17 protein-coding genes and 1 tRNA gene are annotated in these 15,762 nt (G+C 66.1%); 5 read left to right on the top strand and 13 right to left on the bottom strand.

Annotated features, from left to right (window positions below):
• Window positions 1-80 precede the first annotated feature (80 nt).
• The 9 genes from lptG to ASE78_RS02815 form a co-directional block, all read right to left on the bottom strand.
• Window positions 81-1,172 (bottom strand): LPS export ABC transporter permease LptG, encoded by a 1,092-nt coding sequence (gene lptG, locus ASE78_RS02855; RefSeq protein ID WP_055755403.1) that lies wholly within the window; start codon window positions 1,170-1,172, stop codon window positions 81-83.
• The gene (gene lptF, locus ASE78_RS02850) at window positions 1,172-2,365 is read right to left on the bottom strand and encodes an LPS export ABC transporter permease LptF (RefSeq protein ID WP_200909684.1); all 1,194 of its coding nucleotides are present in this window, start codon (window positions 2,363-2,365) and stop codon (window positions 1,172-1,174) included. Before lptF ends, lptG begins: the two co-directional genes overlap by 1 nt.
• 93 nt (window positions 2,366-2,458) lie before the next feature.
• Window positions 2,459-3,718, bottom strand: a complete 1,260-nt coding sequence (gene spt / locus ASE78_RS02845; protein ID WP_082466969.1) for a serine palmitoyltransferase — start codon at window positions 3,716-3,718, stop codon at window positions 2,459-2,461.
• Between the two features lie 17 nt (window positions 3,719-3,735).
• Complete coding sequence (locus ASE78_RS02840; RefSeq protein ID WP_055755404.1) at window positions 3,736-3,981, bottom strand: acyl carrier protein; 246 nt, start codon at window positions 3,979-3,981, stop codon at window positions 3,736-3,738.
• Window positions 3,982-4,014: 33 nt separating this feature from the next.
• On the bottom strand, window positions 4,015-4,905 hold the full coding sequence (locus ASE78_RS02835; protein WP_056493383.1) for an NAD-dependent epimerase/dehydratase family protein: 891 nt from the start codon (window positions 4,903-4,905) through the stop codon (window positions 4,015-4,017).
• Between the two features lie 5 nt (window positions 4,906-4,910).
• Window positions 4,911-6,053: a glutamate 5-kinase gene (proB, locus tag ASE78_RS02830; protein WP_055755406.1), complete on the bottom strand. Its 1,143-nt coding sequence runs from the start codon at window positions 6,051-6,053 to the stop codon at window positions 4,911-4,913.
• Entirely contained in the window at window positions 6,038-7,078 is a 1,041-nt protein-coding gene (gene obgE, locus ASE78_RS02825; protein ID WP_055755407.1) for a GTPase ObgE, read from the bottom strand. The genes proB and obgE overlap by 16 nt, the downstream gene beginning before the upstream one ends.
• A 51-nt stretch (window positions 7,079-7,129) precedes the next feature.
• On the bottom strand, window positions 7,130-7,558 hold the full coding sequence (locus ASE78_RS02820; protein ID WP_082466986.1) for a GNAT family N-acetyltransferase: 429 nt from the start codon (window positions 7,556-7,558) through the stop codon (window positions 7,130-7,132).
• A gap of 47 nt (window positions 7,559-7,605) precedes the next feature.
• Window positions 7,606-8,193: a TetR/AcrR family transcriptional regulator gene (locus ASE78_RS02815; protein WP_055755409.1), complete on the bottom strand. Its 588-nt coding sequence runs from the start codon at window positions 8,191-8,193 to the stop codon at window positions 7,606-7,608.
• A gap of 46 nt (window positions 8,194-8,239) precedes the next feature.
• Here ASE78_RS02815 and ASE78_RS02810 point away from each other — a divergent pair, with 46 nt between their 5' ends.
• Both ASE78_RS02810 and ASE78_RS02805 read left to right on the top strand, forming a co-directional pair.
• A complete protein-coding gene (locus ASE78_RS02810; protein WP_056492976.1) occupies window positions 8,240-9,088 on the top strand; it encodes a metal-dependent hydrolase in 849 nt (282 codons plus the stop codon).
• Window positions 9,089-9,126: 38 nt separating this feature from the next.
• The gene (locus ASE78_RS02805; protein WP_055755411.1) at window positions 9,127-9,324 is read left to right on the top strand and encodes a hypothetical protein; all 198 of its coding nucleotides are present in this window, start codon (window positions 9,127-9,129) and stop codon (window positions 9,322-9,324) included.
• Window positions 9,325-9,532: 208 nt separating this feature from the next.
• Here the strand turns inward: ASE78_RS02805 and ASE78_RS02800 are convergent, their stop codons facing one another.
• The 3 genes from ASE78_RS02800 to rplU form a co-directional block, all read right to left on the bottom strand.
• Window positions 9,533-10,054 carry a GNAT family N-acetyltransferase gene (locus ASE78_RS02800; RefSeq protein WP_156351260.1) on the bottom strand — a complete coding sequence of 174 codons (522 nt, stop codon included), beginning with the start codon at window positions 10,052-10,054 and terminating at the stop codon, window positions 9,533-9,535.
• 154 nt (window positions 10,055-10,208) lie between these two features.
• On the bottom strand, window positions 10,209-10,478 hold the full coding sequence (gene rpmA, locus ASE78_RS02795) for a 50S ribosomal protein L27 (protein WP_055755412.1): 270 nt from the start codon (window positions 10,476-10,478) through the stop codon (window positions 10,209-10,211).
• A gap of 23 nt (window positions 10,479-10,501) precedes the next feature.
• Window positions 10,502-10,828 (bottom strand): 50S ribosomal protein L21, encoded by a 327-nt coding sequence (rplU, locus tag ASE78_RS02790; protein ID WP_056492973.1) that lies wholly within the window; start codon window positions 10,826-10,828, stop codon window positions 10,502-10,504.
• Window positions 10,829-11,085: 257 nt separating this feature from the next.
• On the opposite strand from rplU, the gene ASE78_RS02785 reads away from it, so the two are divergent.
• The gene (locus tag ASE78_RS02785; RefSeq protein WP_056492970.1) at window positions 11,086-13,656 is read left to right on the top strand and encodes a TonB-dependent receptor plug domain-containing protein; all 2,571 of its coding nucleotides are present in this window, start codon (window positions 11,086-11,088) and stop codon (window positions 13,654-13,656) included.
• Window positions 13,657-13,689: 33 nt separating this feature from the next.
• Here the strand turns inward: ASE78_RS02785 and hspQ are convergent, their stop codons facing one another.
• The gene (gene hspQ, locus ASE78_RS02780) at window positions 13,690-14,055 is read right to left on the bottom strand and encodes a heat shock protein HspQ (protein ID WP_414886715.1); all 366 of its coding nucleotides are present in this window, start codon (window positions 14,053-14,055) and stop codon (window positions 13,690-13,692) included.
• A 140-nt stretch (window positions 14,056-14,195) separates the two neighbouring features.
• Here hspQ and ASE78_RS02775 point away from each other — a divergent pair.
• Both ASE78_RS02775 and ASE78_RS02770 read left to right on the top strand, forming a co-directional pair.
• Window positions 14,196-14,285, top strand: a tRNA-Ser gene (locus ASE78_RS02775).
• An 86-nt stretch (window positions 14,286-14,371) separates the two neighbouring features.
• Entirely contained in the window at window positions 14,372-15,634 is a 1,263-nt protein-coding gene (locus ASE78_RS02770) for a site-specific integrase (protein WP_156351258.1), read from the top strand.
• Window positions 15,635-15,762 lie beyond the last annotated feature (128 nt).

Here is a 15,762-nt window from a genome sequence, read left to right as displayed (position 1 = left end):
AACGATTCCTTGACCGGGCATGTAACGCCCATCGTGATGCTTTGGCGACGCTTTGCGGCCAAAGTGGGACGGTATCGCGTCTATTCCTCGGTACGGATCAGCACGGCCTCACCGATCAGGAAGAACAACAGGAACGGCGCCCAAGCCGCCAGAAACGGCGGATAGGCACCCAGGTTCCCCATCGCCAGCGCGAAATTGTCCGCCACGAAATAGGTAAAGCCAAGCGCCATGCCAATGACCGCACGGACGAACAATTTGCCCGATCGTGCCACGCCGAATGCCGCGACCGCCGCCAGCAGCGGCATCAGCACCGCCGACAACGGCCCCGACAGCTTGTGCCACAACGCGCCTTCCAGCGCCTTGGTCGGCCGGCCGGCTTCGGTCAGATCGTCGATCGCCACCGATAGCTGGGTGAACGACAGGCCATCGGGATCGACGTTCTGGAGCGTGAACTGGTCGGGCCGCACGCCGCCGGCGATGCGCAGCGTGCCCAACCGTTCGCGCAATCCGCTTGCGACGGTGAAACGCTCCGCCCCTTCGATCCGCCATGCACCATCTTCGCGCCGCCCCGCGCTGGCCGTGACGAGCGCGCGGAGCGAGGAGCCTTCGCGGGTGTAGACGGTGATTCCGCGCAGCCGGGTGGCCTCGCCCCGACCCGACACCTGCCGGACCTGGATCAGATTGTCGCCGTCGCGCACCCACACGTTGGTGCGATCGCCACGGTCGACTGGCATCGGTCCATAGTCGACATTGTCCCATGCGGTGAGCGTCGCGGTGGCGCGCGCCACGACCCGCTCGTTGAAGCCGAACGACAGCGCGGCGACGCCGAAGCTGGCGAGGATCAGCGGGGCGAGTACCTGATGCGCCGACAGGCCGGCGGCTTTCAGGCTGATGATCTCACTGTTCTGGTTGAGCTGCGTCAGCGTCAGGATCGTGCCGAGCAGCACCGAAAAGGGCAGGAAGCGGGCAACGATCTGCGGCGTGCGCAGCGACACGTAGCGCAGGATTTCCGCCTGTCCATTGCCCGGCTGGGCAAGGATCTTGCCGCTTTCGCTGAGCAGGTCGAGCGCCTGCAACACCAGCACCAGCGCGAACAGGATCGCGAAGGTCCGCACAAGGAACAGCCGCGCCATATAGACGGCGATCGTGGTCGAGGGGAACAGCGCACGCATCACGCCGCCGCCTTGCGCTTGCCCGGCAGATACCGGCCGATCAGTTTGCCAAGCTTGGCGGCACCGCGTTCCAGCCCGCCGATCGGCTGGCCGCCGGGGACATAGGCGACGACATAATAGAGCCGGAACACCAGCGCGGCGAACAGCAGGAACGGCCCCCACAGCGCGATGATCGGATCGATCCGGCCGAGGCCGCCGACCGCTTCGCCATATTCATTGACCTTGTGATAGGTCACGAGCAGCACGATCGACAGGAACACGCCGAGCGCCGAGGATGATCGCTTGGCCGGCACGCCAAGCGCCAGCGCCAGCAGCGGCAACAGGAACATCGTCGCCACCTCCGCCAGCCGGAAGTGGAAATTGGCGCGCGCCGCGTCGCGATCCTCCTCGCTGACCTTGGGATCATGGCCGGCCACGGCGAGCTGCGGCAGCGTCTGTTCGAGGTCGCGGCCGCCGCGCGGGCGGAAGTTGCCGAACTTGGGCAGATCGATCGGCAGGTCGTGCGCGGTGAAGGTCAGCGTGCGCGGCACGCGGAAATCGGGCGCGTTGTGGATCAGCGTGCCATTGGTCAGGCGGAAGATGATCGTGTTGGGATCGTCGGTGCGCAGGAACTGGCCGCGCTCGGCGGTCACGCCCAGCCACTGGCCGTCGCGCTGGCTGGCCTGTACGAAGATGCCGCGCAGGTCGGCACCCGACCCACGGCTTTCCTCGATGCGCAGCGTCATCCGGTCGCCCAGCTTGGTGAATTCGCCGACCTTGATCGACGCGCCGAGCGCGCCCGAGCGCAGTTCGAAGCGCAGCGCCTCGTAATTATAGCGCGCGAGCGGCTGGACGAAGCCGACGATGGCGAGGTTCGCTGCCGCCAGCACCGTTGCATAGTAGAAAGGCACGCGCAGCAGCCGCCAATAGCTCATACCGACGCCGAGCATTACGTCGAGCTCGGACGAGGTTGCGAGCTTGCGAAAGGCGAGCAGGATGCCGAGCATCAGCCCGATCGGGATGCCCAGCCCCAGATACTCGGGCAGCAGATTGGCCAGCATGCGCCACACGACGCTGACCGGTCCGCCTTCGGCCGCGACGAAGTCGAACAACCGCAGCATCCGGTCGAGCACGAGCAGCATCGCCGAAATCAGCAGGGTCGAGAACAGCGGCACCGCGATCAGCCGGGCCATGTAGCGATCGATCGATGGCATGGGCACGGCTATAGCGGAGGTTGCGGGCGAAGCTAGTCCCGTTGCGAGGGTGCTACTGCTCCCCTCCCCGACAAGGGAGGGGAGTAGGTCGGATCAGATCGCGCCAACCGCCTTGCCGGCGGCCTCGAACATGCCGATGATCGTCTCGACCTGTTCGGCGCTATGCTCGGCACATAGCGAGCAGCGCAGCAGGAAGGTGCCGGCCGGGGTCGCGGGCGGACGCGCCATGTTGACGTACAGGCCGCCGTCGAGCAGCGCCTGCCACATCGCCACCGCCTGGGCCTGATCCTCGAGGATCACGGCGATGATCGCCGATTGCGGCGTATCGGTGCCGAGCTTCAGCCCCAGATCCTTCAGCCCGCCGTGCAGCCGCTTCGAATTGCGCCACAGATGCGCGCGCTTGTCGCCGGCATGGCGGAGCTTGCGGATCGAGGTCGCGGCGGTAGCGACTACCGACGGCGGCAGCGACGCGGTGAAGACATAGGGCCGGCACACCAGCCGCATCACGTCGAACTTCGGATGGTTGGAGACGCAGAAGCCGCCGACCGTCCCGACCGATTTGGAGAAGGTGCCGACGACGAAATCGACGTCGGCCTCGACGCCCTGTTCCTCATACACGCCGCGCCCGTTGGGACCGAAGAAGCCCATGCCGTGCGCCTCGTCGACCAGCACCATGCAGCCGTGTTTCTTCGCCACCGCGACCATTTCGGGCAGCGGTGCGATGTCGCCGAGCATCGAATAGACGCCTTCGAGCACCACCAGCTTGCCCGGCTCTTTCGGCAGGCGCCCGAGCCGCTTGTCGAGATCCTCGACCGAATTGTGACGGAAGCGCACGACCTCGGCATTGCCGAGTGCGCAGCCGTCGTAGATCGACGCATGGCTGTCGGCGTCGAGGATGATATATTCGCCCTTGCCGACCAACGTCGAAATAATGCCGAGGTTCGCCTGATAGCCGGTCGAGAACACCATGGCGTGGGTCGTGCCGTAGAATTCGCGCAGCGCCGCTTCGCAATCCTTGTGCGGATCATAGGTGCCGTTCAGCACCCGGCTGCCGGTGGTGCCCGATCCGAACTCGTCGAGCGCCTTCTTGCCCGCCGCGATCACGTCCGGGTCGAAGGTCATGCCCATATAGTTGTAGGTGCCGAGCAGGATCGTGTCCTTGCCGCGGATCACCGCTTGGGTCGGTGACTTCACCTCGTCCATCACGATCGCGAAGGGATCGCGCACGCCGGTCGCCAGCAGCGCCTCGCGTTCGGCGATCAGCGCGTCGAACTTGCTGAGCAGATCACGTTCGGATGCGACCGGCGTCGGGTCGGCGGGCAGGGCGTGCGGCGTGGCGGCGGCTTCGGTCATGTTCGGGGCCTTATGTCTCAGGCGGTCTTCAGCTTCTCGACGGCATCGGCCAACTGGCCGACCGTCTCGATCTCGGCCTGCATGTTCATGGTGATGACGATGTCGAATTCATCCTCGACCGCCGCCACGAAATCCATGACGGTCAGGCTGTCCCATTCGAGATCGCCGGCAAAGGTCGTCGCATCGGTGAGCGCCACACCCTTCTTGTTGAAGGGGTCGATCAGGCCGGTGATGGTGGCGAGGGTGGCGGCACGGTCGCTCATGCGGGTCTTTCCAATATGCGTGGTTGCGCGGGCCTATAGCAGACCATGCGCACGATACCATGCCGCCGTATCGCTAAGGCCGCGTGGCGTGGCGATGCGCGGTTCCCACAGCTCGGCGGGCGGACGGCGTGCCGGGTCGGCGGTCCAGTCGGGATGGGCGAGATAGCGGGCGCGGTCGGGGGTCAGCTTGGCCCCGCTGCCCCGAAACCTGCGGTCGATGCGCGCGCCCAGCCGCAACAGCCGTTCGGGCAGGTGCAACGGCAGCACGCGCTGCCCGACCGCCCGCCCGATCAGCCGCGCCAGTTCGGCATGGGTCAGCGGGTTGCCATCGTCGACCTCGTACAGATCGTGCGCACCCGGCCGGTGGGCGAGGGCGAGCAGCAACCGCGCCAGATCATCGACCGCGACCAGCGCGAGCCGGCCGGGCGGCGGCAGAAGCGCGAGCCCGATCTTCGCCATGCGGAACATGTCGCGCAATTCGGTATCGCCCGGACCATACACCCCGCTCGGGCGGACGATCGTCCAGTCGAGATCGCTCGCCTCGACCACCGATTCACCGGCGCGTTTGGAAGCGCCATAGGCCGATAGCTGCGGCTCGCGGGCGGAGAGCGAGGAGACATGGACGAAGCGGCGGGAACCGGCGGCAAGCGCGGCATCGACCATCGCCTGCGTGCCGGTCACGTTGCCGGCGGTGAATCCCGCCGCGTCCGGCGCACTCACCACGCCGGCGAGGTGCAGGACGACATCGGCCCCGCCGACCAGTTCGTTCAGGCTCTCCGGCCGGTCGAGCGCGCCGCGTACCCAGCTTACGTTCGGCTCGGCCGGTTGCGCCCGACGGGTAAGCGCGCGGATGTGCCAGCCGGCACTGGCACCCAGCGCGATCACGCGGCGGCCGACGAAACCGGTGCCGCCGGTCAGCGCCATCGTCTTCACAGCAACGCCATATGATTGCGGTGTACCAGTGCCGAACGCGGCGCATAGCCCAGCAGGTCGCCCAGCTCGTCGCTGCGCCGTCCGACGATCCGCGCGGCGTCGACCGCGTCATATTCGGCGAGGCCGCGCGCCACGGTGCGACCATCGGTGGCGACGATGCGGATCAGATCGCCGCGCGCGAAATCGCCCTCGACCGATACCGCGCCGGCGGGAAGCAGGCTGCGTCCCGAGGCAAGCGCGGCGACCGCGCCGGCATCGACGCGGATCGCCCCGCGATCGGTCAGCCCGCCCGACAGCCATGCCTTGCGCGCCGGGGCGTGACGTGGTGCCGCGAACACCGTGCCATGGCCGGTCGCGGCGAAGCGAGCGAGCGGATGGTCGATCCGCCCGCTGGCGATGGCAAGCGTCGCGCCGGCGGCGGTGGCGATGCGCGCCGCCTCTACCTTCGACACCATGCCACCTGATCCCATGCCCGACGACGAGCGGCTGTCCGCCATGCCGAGGATCGTCGCGTCGATCGTCTCGACATGGGGAATGAGGCGCGCATCGGGGTTGGCGTGCGGATTGCTGTCGTACAGCCCGTCGATGTCCGACAGCAGGATGACGCCGTTGGCGCGCGCCGCCGCGCCGACCCGCGCGGCCAGCCGGTCATTGTCGCCGAAGCGGATTTCTTCGGTGGCGACGCTGTCGTTCTCGTTCACCACCGGCACGACGCCCAGCTTGAGCAGCCGGCCGAGCGTCGCGGCGACGTTCAGATAGCGGCGGCGGTCCTCCAGATCGTCGAGCGTGACGAGCAGTTGCGCGGCGGTGAGGCCATGATTGCCGAGCAATTCGGCCCAGACGCTCGACAGCGCGATCTGTCCGGTCGCGGCGGCGGCCTGCGCATCCTCTAGGCTCGCCCGGCCGCCCCTGGGCAGCCCGAGCCGCCGCGCACCAAGCGCGATCGCCCCCGACGAGACGACGACGACCTGCTGCCCCGCCTTCACCCGTGCGGCGATGTCGGCGACCAGTCCGGCGAGCCAGTCGCGCCGGACCGTGCCGTCGGCCGTGACGAGCAACGACGATCCGACCTTGACGACCAGGCGCGGGCCGAACAGGTCGGCGTCGGGGCGGGGGGCGTCGGCTAGACCGGCGACCATTCGCCCGGCTCCCCGTCGGCTTCCCCGGCGTGCATCTCGGACGGGCCGATCGCGGCGAGCAGCCGGTCGAGCACCGCCTCCAGCCCCTGTCCGGTCGCGCCCGACAGCGGGAGTACCGTCGCGCCGCTCTCCGCTTCCAGCTCGGCGATCAATGCGGCAGTCAGTTCCTCGTCGAGCAGATCGGCCTTGTTGAGCGCGATCACCTCGGGCTTCTCGGCGAGATCGGCGCCGTAATTCTCCAGTTCCTGCCGGACGATGCGATAGGCGGCGACCGGATCGTCGACATGGCTGTCGATCAGGTGGAGCAGCACCCGGCACCGTTCGATATGACCAAGGAATCGGTCGCCGATCCCGGCGCCTTCCGCTGCGCCCTCGATCAATCCCGGAATGTCGGCGACCACGAATTCGCGATCGCGGTGGCTGACCACGCCCAACTGGGGGCGGGTGGTGGTGAAGGCATAGGCCCCGACCTTGGCATTCGCGTTGGTCACGGCATTGATGAAGGTCGACTTGCCGGCATTGGGCAATCCGACCAGCCCGGCGTCGGCAAGCAGCTTGAGCCGCAGCCAGACCCATGCCTCGTCGCCCGGCCAGCCGGTGCCGTGCTGGCGCGGGGCGCGATTGGTCGACGTCTTGTAACTGGCATTGCCGCGTCCGCCGTCCCCGCCGCGCAGGAATATCTCGCGCTGGCCGGTATGGGTGAAATCGGCGAGAACGGTTTCCTTGTCCTCCGACAATATCTGCGTGCCCACCGGCACGCGGATGACGAGATCGCGACCGCCTCCTCCGGTGCGGTTCGATCCCGAACCGCCCGAACCACGCGGCGCGCGGAAATGCTGGGTGTAGCGAAAATCGATCAGCGTGTTGAGGCCGGCGACCGCTTCGAAAATGACGTCGCCGCCCTTGCCGCCGTTACCGCCGTCGGGGCCGCCATATTCCATGAACTTTTCGCGCCGGAAACTGACGGCGCCGGGGCCACCCACGCCCGAACGGACGAAGATCTTGGCTTGGTCGAGAAAATGCATGGCATCCGCTTAGTCGGAGTCGCGCGATGGGGGAAGGGTGTTCCTTTGGCGTCAGAGCCGCCGGTGCAGCACCAGCGCGTCGACCTCGCCCAGCGTCGGGTGGTCGAACGCGCCGGGCAGCCGCCCGACCTGTTCGAACCCGAGCGACAACCACAGCCCGATCGCGCGGACGTTAGTAGCGATCACGAAATTATACTGCATCGTGCGGAAGCCGGCGGCGCGGGCGTGATCGAACGAATGCAGCGCCATCGCGCGGGCGATGCCGCGTCCGGTCGCCGCGCCATGCGTCGCATAGCCGCAGTTGGCGACATGCCGTCCGCCGCCGTCCTTGTTCGCCCGGCAGAAATAGCTGCCGAGGACCCGGCCATCCATCTCGGCGACGAACACCGCGTTGCCGGGCGCGTGCCAGAAGGCGAGCGCCGCATCGACCGGCAGGTCGCGGTCGAGCGCATAGCTTTCCCCGGCGCGGACGATCGGCATCAAGATAGCGGCGATGGCCGATGCGTCATCGATTGTCGCCGGCCGGATCAGCACGGCAGGTCGCCGCGCGTGCGCAGCAATGCGCGGGTCGCCAGATCGCGCGCCTTTTCGCGCGGCAGGCGGAGCGCCTTCGCCATCGCCCCGCCGAGCAGCGCGTCGCCCAGCGCCATCAGCACCAGTTGCAGCGTCTCCTCCGCCAGCGGCAGTTCGCTAAGCGCCTGTTCGCTGCCCAGCCGGTCGACCAGCGCGTGAATCGCATCGAGGATCGGGTCGAGCGCATCGTCGTTGCCCGACAGGATCATCCAGCTCGCCAGTGCGCCGGCGCCCTCGCGGTCGAACGCATCGAACGTCAGGTCGACGACCTCGCGCGGATCGTGATCGCCTTCGTGCGCGCGCAGCACCGCCGCGCCGATCGATGCGGTGATCGTCGTCGCCATCCGCTCGGCCAGCGCCTTTTGCAGTCCCGATGCCGACCCGAAATGGTGGAGCAGATTGGCATGCGTCCGCCCGATCCGCAGTCCGACCGCCTTCAGCGTCACCGCCTGCGGCCCGGCTTCGATCAGCAGATCGCGCGCTGCATCGAGCGCGGCATCGCGCGACGCTTCGGGGGACAGGCGACGGCGAGCTATTGACATCACTGTAAGTAGATCACATTTCGCATCGGTTAGTTGGAGCAGAACCGTGTCGAAAGCAAAGACTCCTGACGATCTGACCATCACCCCGCGCGACGTCCGCTTTGGCCGGGACCGTGCGCCGAAGCGCTGGTGGCTGAACGGCGACGCGTACGCCACCGCCTTCTACAACGCGCTGTCGGTCACGTTTCCCAAGGGCGAGGGCTATTTCATCGACAGCGTGCGGGCGTATCAGGATCAGGTGCCCCCGCGGCTGGCGCAGGAAATCCGCGCGTTTGTCCGACAGGAGGCGATCCATACGCGCGAGCATATGGCGTTCAACCGGCAGGTCACGGATCATGGCTATGACACGTCGCGGCTGGACGCGCGGGTCGACCATGAACTGTCGATCACTCGAGGAAAGCCGCCGATCGCCAATCTGGCGGCGACGATGGCGCTCGAACATTTCACCGCGATCCTCGCGCACGAACTGGTCGCCGATCCCCGCCATCTGGCGGGCGGCGAGCAGCAGGTGGCCGACCTCTGGCGCTGGCACGCGATCGAGGAGATCGAGCACAAGGGCGTCGCCTATGACACCTGGGTCCATGCCACCCGTGACTGGAGCCGGTTCCGGCGCTGGCGGATCAAGGCGCTGGTGATGCTGATCGTCACCTTCAAATTCTTTCGTGGCCGCACCGCCGGCATGCTCGACCTGCTGGCGCAGGATGGATTGACCGGTGCCGGGGTAAAGTGGCGGCTGTTCGGCTATGCGTTCGGCCGGCCGGGCATGGCGCGGCGGGTGCTGGGCGCATGGGCGGCATTCTTCCTGCCGGGCTTCCACCCATGGAACCTCGACGATCGCGCGCTGATCGGACTGGTCGACAGCGAGTTCGCGGCGGCACGGCTGGCGCCTGCCTGACGCTTGCCCTGTCGGCGGCATCGGCGCAGGGAGAAGCGATGCGAACGGTATCGGAAGACGCGGCGGTCCGGCTCTATCATCTCGACGACGAGGGCGGGGTGGCGACGACCATCCTGTACGGGACATTGTCGGAGGCGCTGGCAGCGGCGGCCAATGAGCCGGAGGCGGTTCAGGGCGGGCTGTATCTTCAAACCAGCAGCGACGTCGTCGCCTATCTCGATCTGATCGAAGGGTAGGGGGCGGCGGTCATGGCCGCCCCGATGGTGGCTTACTGATAGCCGCCCTCTTCCTCGCGTTCCTCGGCGGCTTCTTCCTGCGCCTCTTCCATGTCCTTGGGTTCGTTCGGGGTTTCGGGATCGATCATCGGCCGGTTGCCTTTCGCGGGACGGCGGGGGTGCCGTGCGGTATCAACCGCCTGTACCCGTCGCCCGTTCCCGCCGCCGGTCAGGCGACCAGCCGGGGATCGATCGCATATTCGATCGATTCGACATGGCAGCCGCGCCCGGCGCTATAGGTCGACAGCGTTTCGCCGGTGGCGGCAAATCCCAACCGCCGCAGCACCGCGCCCGACCCCGGATTGTCGACATAATGTCCCGCCGCGACCCGCTCCACGCCAAGCGCCGCCGCCAGTCGCAGCACCGCGCGGGCCGCTTCGGTCGCATAGCCCCGCCGCCAGGCGCTGGGCGTGATCCAGTAGCCGAGATTGTGCGATATATCCCCGAACGGGCCGATCCCGATCGATCCGATCAGCGCGCATTCGCCCCCGTCGTGCGCGAAGATCAGGAAATGCGGACCGGACGTGGCATAGCCGTTGGCGATCGCGGCCTGCGCATCGGCCAGCGTATAGGGCCATGGCGCGCGCGACAGATTGCGCACGACCGCTTCATGGCCGATCGCGCTGGCCAGGGCAGGGGCGTCCTCGGGCCAGCCGGGGCGCAGGGTCAACCGTTCGGTACGGGCGAACACGGGCTCTCTCCTGAAACGCGGCACGGATTGTGCGGCGCGGTGGGACCGGAGAGAGCAAAGAAAAAGGGAGCCGGGATGACCCGCCTCCCTCTTGTTGGCTGGTTCCGTTGCCGGAACCCGGGTCACCCTGGTGGGCTACCCGGATAGTAGCCCGTTATTCTGCGGCCTGCGCCTGCATCTCGACATACGCAAACTTGCGGCCGAGCTTGCCTTCCTTGAACGCCACGCGGCCATCGACCAGCGCGAACAGCGTATGGTCCTTGCCCATGCCGACGTTCACGCCCGGATAGAACTTCGTGCCACGCTGGCGCACGATGATGTTGCCCGCGACCACTTCCTGGCCACCGAACTTCTTCACGCCAAGGCGACGGCCGGCCGAATCACGACCGTTGCGCGACGAACCGCCTGCTTTTTTATGTGCCATGGTTCAAACTCCTCAGTACGCGCTCAGGCGGCGGCGGTTTCGTCGGCGTGGCTATCGCCGATCGCGGTGATCTTCAGGATGGTGTGCTGCTGGCGATGACCGTTCTTGCGACGGTAGTTGTGACGGCGGCGCTTCTTGAAGACGATGACCTTCTCGCCCTTCGCCTGTGCGACGATTTCGGCCGATACGGTCAGTCCGTCGACCGACTTCAAGTCGGCACCGTCACCGGCAAGAAGCACGTCGCCGAGCGTCACGCTGCTGCCAGCTTCGCCATCGAGCTTTTCGACGACGATCTTGTCTCCTGCGGCAACGCGATACTGCTTGCCGCCCGTGCGCACGATTGCGAACATGGCCCTTGCTTCTTTCCCAAATGCAATATGTCCGCGTGGAGATACCCCACGCGGCAAGTAGCGCTGGACCTACGTAAAGCGTTCCCGGCTGTCAATGCCGAACACCGATTCGGGTGTAGGAAAGCGTTGTTGCAGCGCGGCAACAGCGCTGTGACATTCGCATGACGCCTCTATCGAGCGGCTTGTATTGTAAAAGCGGGTGCCGGACGCTCAGGGCGCAACGACGATGCGGGAAACATCGTTCGGGGGAGATTTTGATGCGTAACACCCTTTTCAACGCGCTGGTGCTGACGAGCGCACTCGTCGCCATTCCGGCCAATGCGCAGATCGCGACGCCGCCGCCCGCCGATGACGTACCGGCCGGCGAGGAGATCGTCGTCGTCGGCACGCGCGCGCAGGGCCGCACCGTCGCCGAAAGCCCGGTCCCGGTCGACGTCATCACCGGCGATGCCCTGGTCAACGCCGGCTATACCGAGACGAACAAGCTGCTGAACCAGCTCGTCCCCTCGTTCAACTTCCCGCAGCCGTCGATCACCGACGGCACCGACGTGGTCCGTCCCGCGACGCTGCGCGGCTTGTCGCCCGATCAGACGCTGGTGCTGGTCAACGGCAAGCGACGCCATTCGACTTCGCTGCTCAACGCCAACGGATCGGTCGGGCGCGGCTCGTCGGCGGTCGATCTCAACACCATCCCCAGCCTTGCGATCGAACGGATCGACGTGCTGCGCGATGGTGCCTCGTCGCAATATGGCTCGGACGCGATCGCCGGCGTCATCAACGTGCAGCTCAAGCGCCGCGAGGGCGGCCGGGCGACGATGACCTATGGCAAATACGTCACGACGATGGACGGCGTCGGTCAGGTATCGGGCATCGCCACCCAGGCGAACGGTCAGCCGCAGGTGCGCGCCGATGGCACCTATGTCCTGAACGAAACCGGCGACGACCGCGACGTGCGCGACGGCCGCACCGTTACCTTCGCCGCCAACATGGGTCTGCAGGTCGGCGAATCGGGTTATCTGAACCTGACCGGCGAATATCGTGATCGCGAGCCGACCAACCGCGCCGGTTTCGACCCGCGCCGCAACTATCCGCTGCAGGCGAACGGCGCGGTCGATTCGCGCGAATTCACCTATGATCGGGTCAATCACCGCTATGGCGATGCCAAGACCACCGATTTCAACTTCTTCCTGAACGGTGGCGTCGATCTCGGCAGCACGTCCGAACTCTACGTCTTCGGCAGCTACGGCATCCGCGACGGCGAAAGCGCCGCTTTCTATCGTCGTGCCTCGGGCCGCGATACCAACAGCAATATCCAGGACCTGCGCGACTGCACCTTCACCGGCACGGTCTGCACGCCGTTCTACGCCGATGGCTTCCTGCCGCTCATCACCAGCCAGATGGAGGATTTCGCGGCGGCGGTCGGCGTGAAGGGCGATCTGGGCGGCTTCGCCTATGACCTGTCCTATGTCTATGGCACCAACGCCTTCGACTTCCGCATCGAGAACAGCTTCAACGCCTCCTATGGTCCGCAATCGCAGCGCGCGTTCAAGGCGGGCGGCACGCGTTTCGGCCAGCAGACGGTGAACCTCGACCTGCAACGCGATCTGTCGGTGGGCTTCCTGTCCGACCTGTCGCTGGCGCTGGGCGGCGAATATCGCAACGAGAACTACAAGATCCTCGCCGGCGAACTGCAAAGCTACGCCGCCGGCCCGTTCGCGTTCAGCAACGGCGCGGCCGCCGGATCGCAGGGCTTCCCCGGCTTCTCGCCGAACAGCGCGGTCGATGCGTCGCGCGACAGCATCGCCGGCTATGTCGAGCTGGACGGCAAGTTCAGCGATGCGTTCAACGTCGTCGCCGCCGGCCGGTTCGAACATTTCAGCGATTTCGGCAACACGGTGAACGGCAAGGTCGCCGCCCGCTTCGCTCCGACGCCATGGATCGCGGCGCGCGGATCGATCTCCACCGGCTTCCGCGCGCCGAGCCTCGCGCAGCAGTTCTTCTCGTCGTTCGCGACGCAGAACATCGGCGGCACCCTTGTCGAGATCGGTACGTTCCGCGTCGGCGATCCGGTGGCGCGGGCGCTGGGTTCGCGGCAGTTGGAGGCGGAAAAGTCGCTCAACATCGGTGGCGGCCTGACGCTCACGCCGTTGCGCGGGCTGACGCTGACCGCCGACTATTACAACATCAAGATCAACGACCGCGTCATCCTGTCGGAAAATCTTCAGGGCGCGGCGGTCGTCGCGGTGCTGCGCGGCGCGGGGATTCAGGACATCACCTCGGCGCGGTTCTTCATCAACGGCATCGATACCCGGACGCAGGGTGTGGAAGTGGTCGGCACCTATCGCGTGCCCGATCTCGGCATCGGTAGCGTGACGCTGACCGCCGGCTACAACTACAACCAGACCGACATCACCGATCGTTCGACGCTGTCGGCGATCCCCGGCGTCACGCTGTTCGGACGGCAAGAATCGCTGCGGCTGACGCAGGGCCAGCCGCGTTCGAAGATCAACCTCGGCGCCGACTGGTCGCAGGGCATCTTCGGGCTGACCGCGCGCACCAACCGGTACGGCAACACCCTGTCGCCAGGCGGGGCGGTGGCGACCGATGTCGTGCTGACGCCCAAGTGGCTGACCGACCTCGAACTGCGGGCAACGCCGGGCCAGTTCGAGCTGGCGATCGGCGCGAACAACCTGTTCGACGTGTATCCGACGCGCAACCCGATCCTCGGCGCGGCGGCGATCAACAACTATTTCATCCCGTACAGCAGCTTCTCGCCGTTCGGGTTCAACGGGCGCTATCTCTACGCGCGCGCCGGCGTGAAGTTCTGATGCCGGGCCGAGCGGGGGAGAACCCCGCCCGCCTCAATGGCGATGTTCGCGGCGCAGGCGATAGCGGCCGCCGGCATAATCGTCGAACAATCCGGTGATCGCCGGATGGTCGACCGGTTCCTCGCTGTCGTCGACGATCAGGTTCTGCTGGCTGACATAGGCGACGTACGACGCCTCGGCATTTTCGGCGAGCAGGTGATAGAAGGGCTGGTCCTTGCGCGGGCGGGCTTCCATCGGGATCGATTCATACCATTCGTCGCTGTTCGCAAAGACCGGATCGATGTCGAAGATCACACCGCGGAAATCGAACATCCGATGGCGCACGACGTCGCCGATCGAGAAACGGGCGTGGGCGACCGGCGGCAGCGGCGTGCCGAGGTCGAGGGGCTTGGCGGTCATGGCCTTCATGCGAAATATTTAGGGTGTCGGGGCGATTGCAGCAAGGAGGCGCTTGCAAGTCCCGAAACCTTGGGCTAACCGGCCCCCCTCGCTGACCACCGTGCCGCGCTGACCTGCGGCATGGAGCGAGAAACCTCTGCGGAGAGGTGGCAGAGTGGTCGATTGTACCGCACTCGAAATGCGGCGTGCCTTTACGGGTACCGAGGGTTCGAATCCCTCCCTCTCCGCCACAACTTTCCTAAGTGATTGTCGTTACTTAACCTTCTGACAGAGCGTCGCTTTCCACCGTCCCGGTGCTACAAAGTGGTGCTACAAAATGCGGTTGATGACGCATGTTCGAAGGTCGAGTGATGGCGGATTCGAAGTCCGCATCGTGGTCCCCGCTGGCCTTCGATCCACGATCGGTAAAACGAACCTGACCCGACGCCTCGGGCGGCTTTCAAAATCGGACGCCAATCGTTTGGCCGCGCCGGTCATCCAGCAGTTCCATGATCTCATTGAGCGCGCAAAGGCGGGACCGTTCGACAATCCATTCCCTTTGCCTGTTGCCGTCGCCACCTTGCCCCAGCCTTCGAAGCCTTCTCCTCGGCAGGCTTCCTCACCGAAGCTGATGGCGATCTTCGACGGGTATCTGCGGGAACGGCAACCGTCGCCTGCGACGATCAAGCGGTGGCGTCCGGTGATCACCCATCTCGTCGATTATCTCGGGCATGACGACCCGCGCAGCATCAGCGCCGAAGACATCATTGGCTGGAAAGAAGCGCTGGCCCGTCAGGGCGCGAGTGGGCGGACGATCCGCGAAGTGTATCTCGCTGCCGCCAAGGTGGTGTTCGCATGGGGCGTCGAGAATCGGAAGCTGGACACCAACCCCGCCGCTGGCGTCTCCGTGCGGGTGCCGAAGCGGCACCGCCCGCGTGGACCGAGCTTCACCTCAGCCGAGGCGCGCACGATACTGTCGGCATCGCTCTCAAGGGATCAGGGCAAGATCAGCCGTGAGCACGCTCTGGCTCGACGGTGGATACCGTGGATGTGCGCCTACAGCGGCGCGCGCGTCGGCGAGATTGCTCAGATGCGAGGCCGAGACATCATCGAGGCGGAGGGCATCTGGGCGATGCGGATCACGCCGGAGGCCGGTTCGACCAAGAGCGGGCAAGCGCGGATCGTGCCGCTTCACCCGCATCTGGTTGAGCAGGGGTTGCTGAGGATAGCGGAACAGGCTGGCGACGGGCCGATTTTCTATGACCCCGCGCGTGGTCGAGGCGGGTCTGCTGGCAACGCCCATTATCGGAAGGTCGGCGAACGCTTGGCCGCATGGGTCCGCGACCTCGGCGTCGATGATCCGCATGTCCAGCCCAACCACGGGTGGCGGCATCTATACAAGACCCTCGCACGCCGAGCGGGGATGGAGCCCGAAGTGCGCGACGCGATCCAAGGCCATGCGCCCCGCAGCATCGGAGAGACCTACGGTGAGTGGCCGATCGATGTCTTGGCTCGGGCGGTCAACCTGCTGCCAAGGTTCAATGTCGGTGGATCAGTGAACCGGGCGTCCCCGCACGCGGGAACGCTCACCACTTTGTAGCACCGGGACGGTGGAAAGCGACGCTCTGTCAGAAGGTTAAGTAACGACAATCACTTAGGAAAGTTGTGGCGGAGAGGGAGGGAAGCCGTTCTCCGCGATAAAACCCTCTGATATGGCGTGCTATTTCG

The sequence above is a fragment of the Sphingomonas sp. Leaf25 genome (assembly GCF_001421635.1).
Taxonomy (GTDB): domain Bacteria; phylum Pseudomonadota; class Alphaproteobacteria; order Sphingomonadales; family Sphingomonadaceae; genus Sphingomonas.
The sequence above is the reverse complement of the archived record's forward strand: the minus strand, read 5'-3'. Positions and strand labels throughout refer to the sequence as shown.

Bases quoted from the DNA above. Each gene is read 5' to 3' on its own strand.
- spt (WP_082466969.1), bottom strand. From the start codon at position 3,718: ATGACCGAAGCCGCCGCCACGCCGCACGCCCTGCCCGCCGACCCGACG.
- proB (WP_055755406.1), bottom strand. From the start codon at position 6,053: ATGGTCGCCGGTCTAGCCGACGCCCCCCGCCCCGACGCCGACCTGTTC.
- lptG (WP_055755403.1), bottom strand. From the start codon at position 1,172: ATGCGTGCGCTGTTCCCCTCGACCACGATCGCCGTCTATATGGCGCGG.
- ASE78_RS02815 (WP_055755409.1), bottom strand. From the start codon at position 8,193: ATGTCAATAGCTCGCCGTCGCCTGTCCCCCGAAGCGTCGCGCGATGCC.
- ASE78_RS02770 (WP_156351258.1), top strand. From the start codon at position 14,372: ATGCGGTTGATGACGCATGTTCGAAGGTCGAGTGATGGCGGATTCGAA.
- ASE78_RS02835 (WP_056493383.1), bottom strand. From the start codon at position 4,905: ATGGCGCTGACCGGCGGCACCGGTTTCGTCGGCCGCCGCGTGATCGCG.
- ASE78_RS02840 (WP_055755404.1), bottom strand. From the start codon at position 3,981: ATGAGCGACCGTGCCGCCACCCTCGCCACCATCACCGGCCTGATCGAC.
- hspQ (WP_414886715.1), bottom strand. From the start codon at position 14,055: ATGACCGCCAAGCCCCTCGACCTCGGCACGCCGCTGCCGCCGGTCGCC.
- lptF (WP_200909684.1), bottom strand. From the start codon at position 2,365: ATGCCATCGATCGATCGCTACATGGCCCGGCTGATCGCGGTGCCGCTG.
- ASE78_RS02785 (WP_056492970.1), top strand. From the start codon at position 11,086: ATGCGTAACACCCTTTTCAACGCGCTGGTGCTGACGAGCGCACTCGTC.
- obgE (WP_055755407.1), bottom strand. From the start codon at position 7,078: ATGCATTTTCTCGACCAAGCCAAGATCTTCGTCCGTTCGGGCGTGGGT.
- ASE78_RS02820 (WP_082466986.1), bottom strand. From the start codon at position 7,558: ATGCCGATCGTCCGCGCCGGGGAAAGCTATGCGCTCGACCGCGACCTG.
- rpmA (WP_055755412.1), bottom strand. From the start codon at position 10,478: ATGGCACATAAAAAAGCAGGCGGTTCGTCGCGCAACGGTCGTGATTCG.
- rplU (WP_056492973.1), bottom strand. From the start codon at position 10,828: ATGTTCGCAATCGTGCGCACGGGCGGCAAGCAGTATCGCGTTGCCGCA.
- ASE78_RS02805 (WP_055755411.1), top strand. From the start codon at position 9,127: ATGCGAACGGTATCGGAAGACGCGGCGGTCCGGCTCTATCATCTCGAC.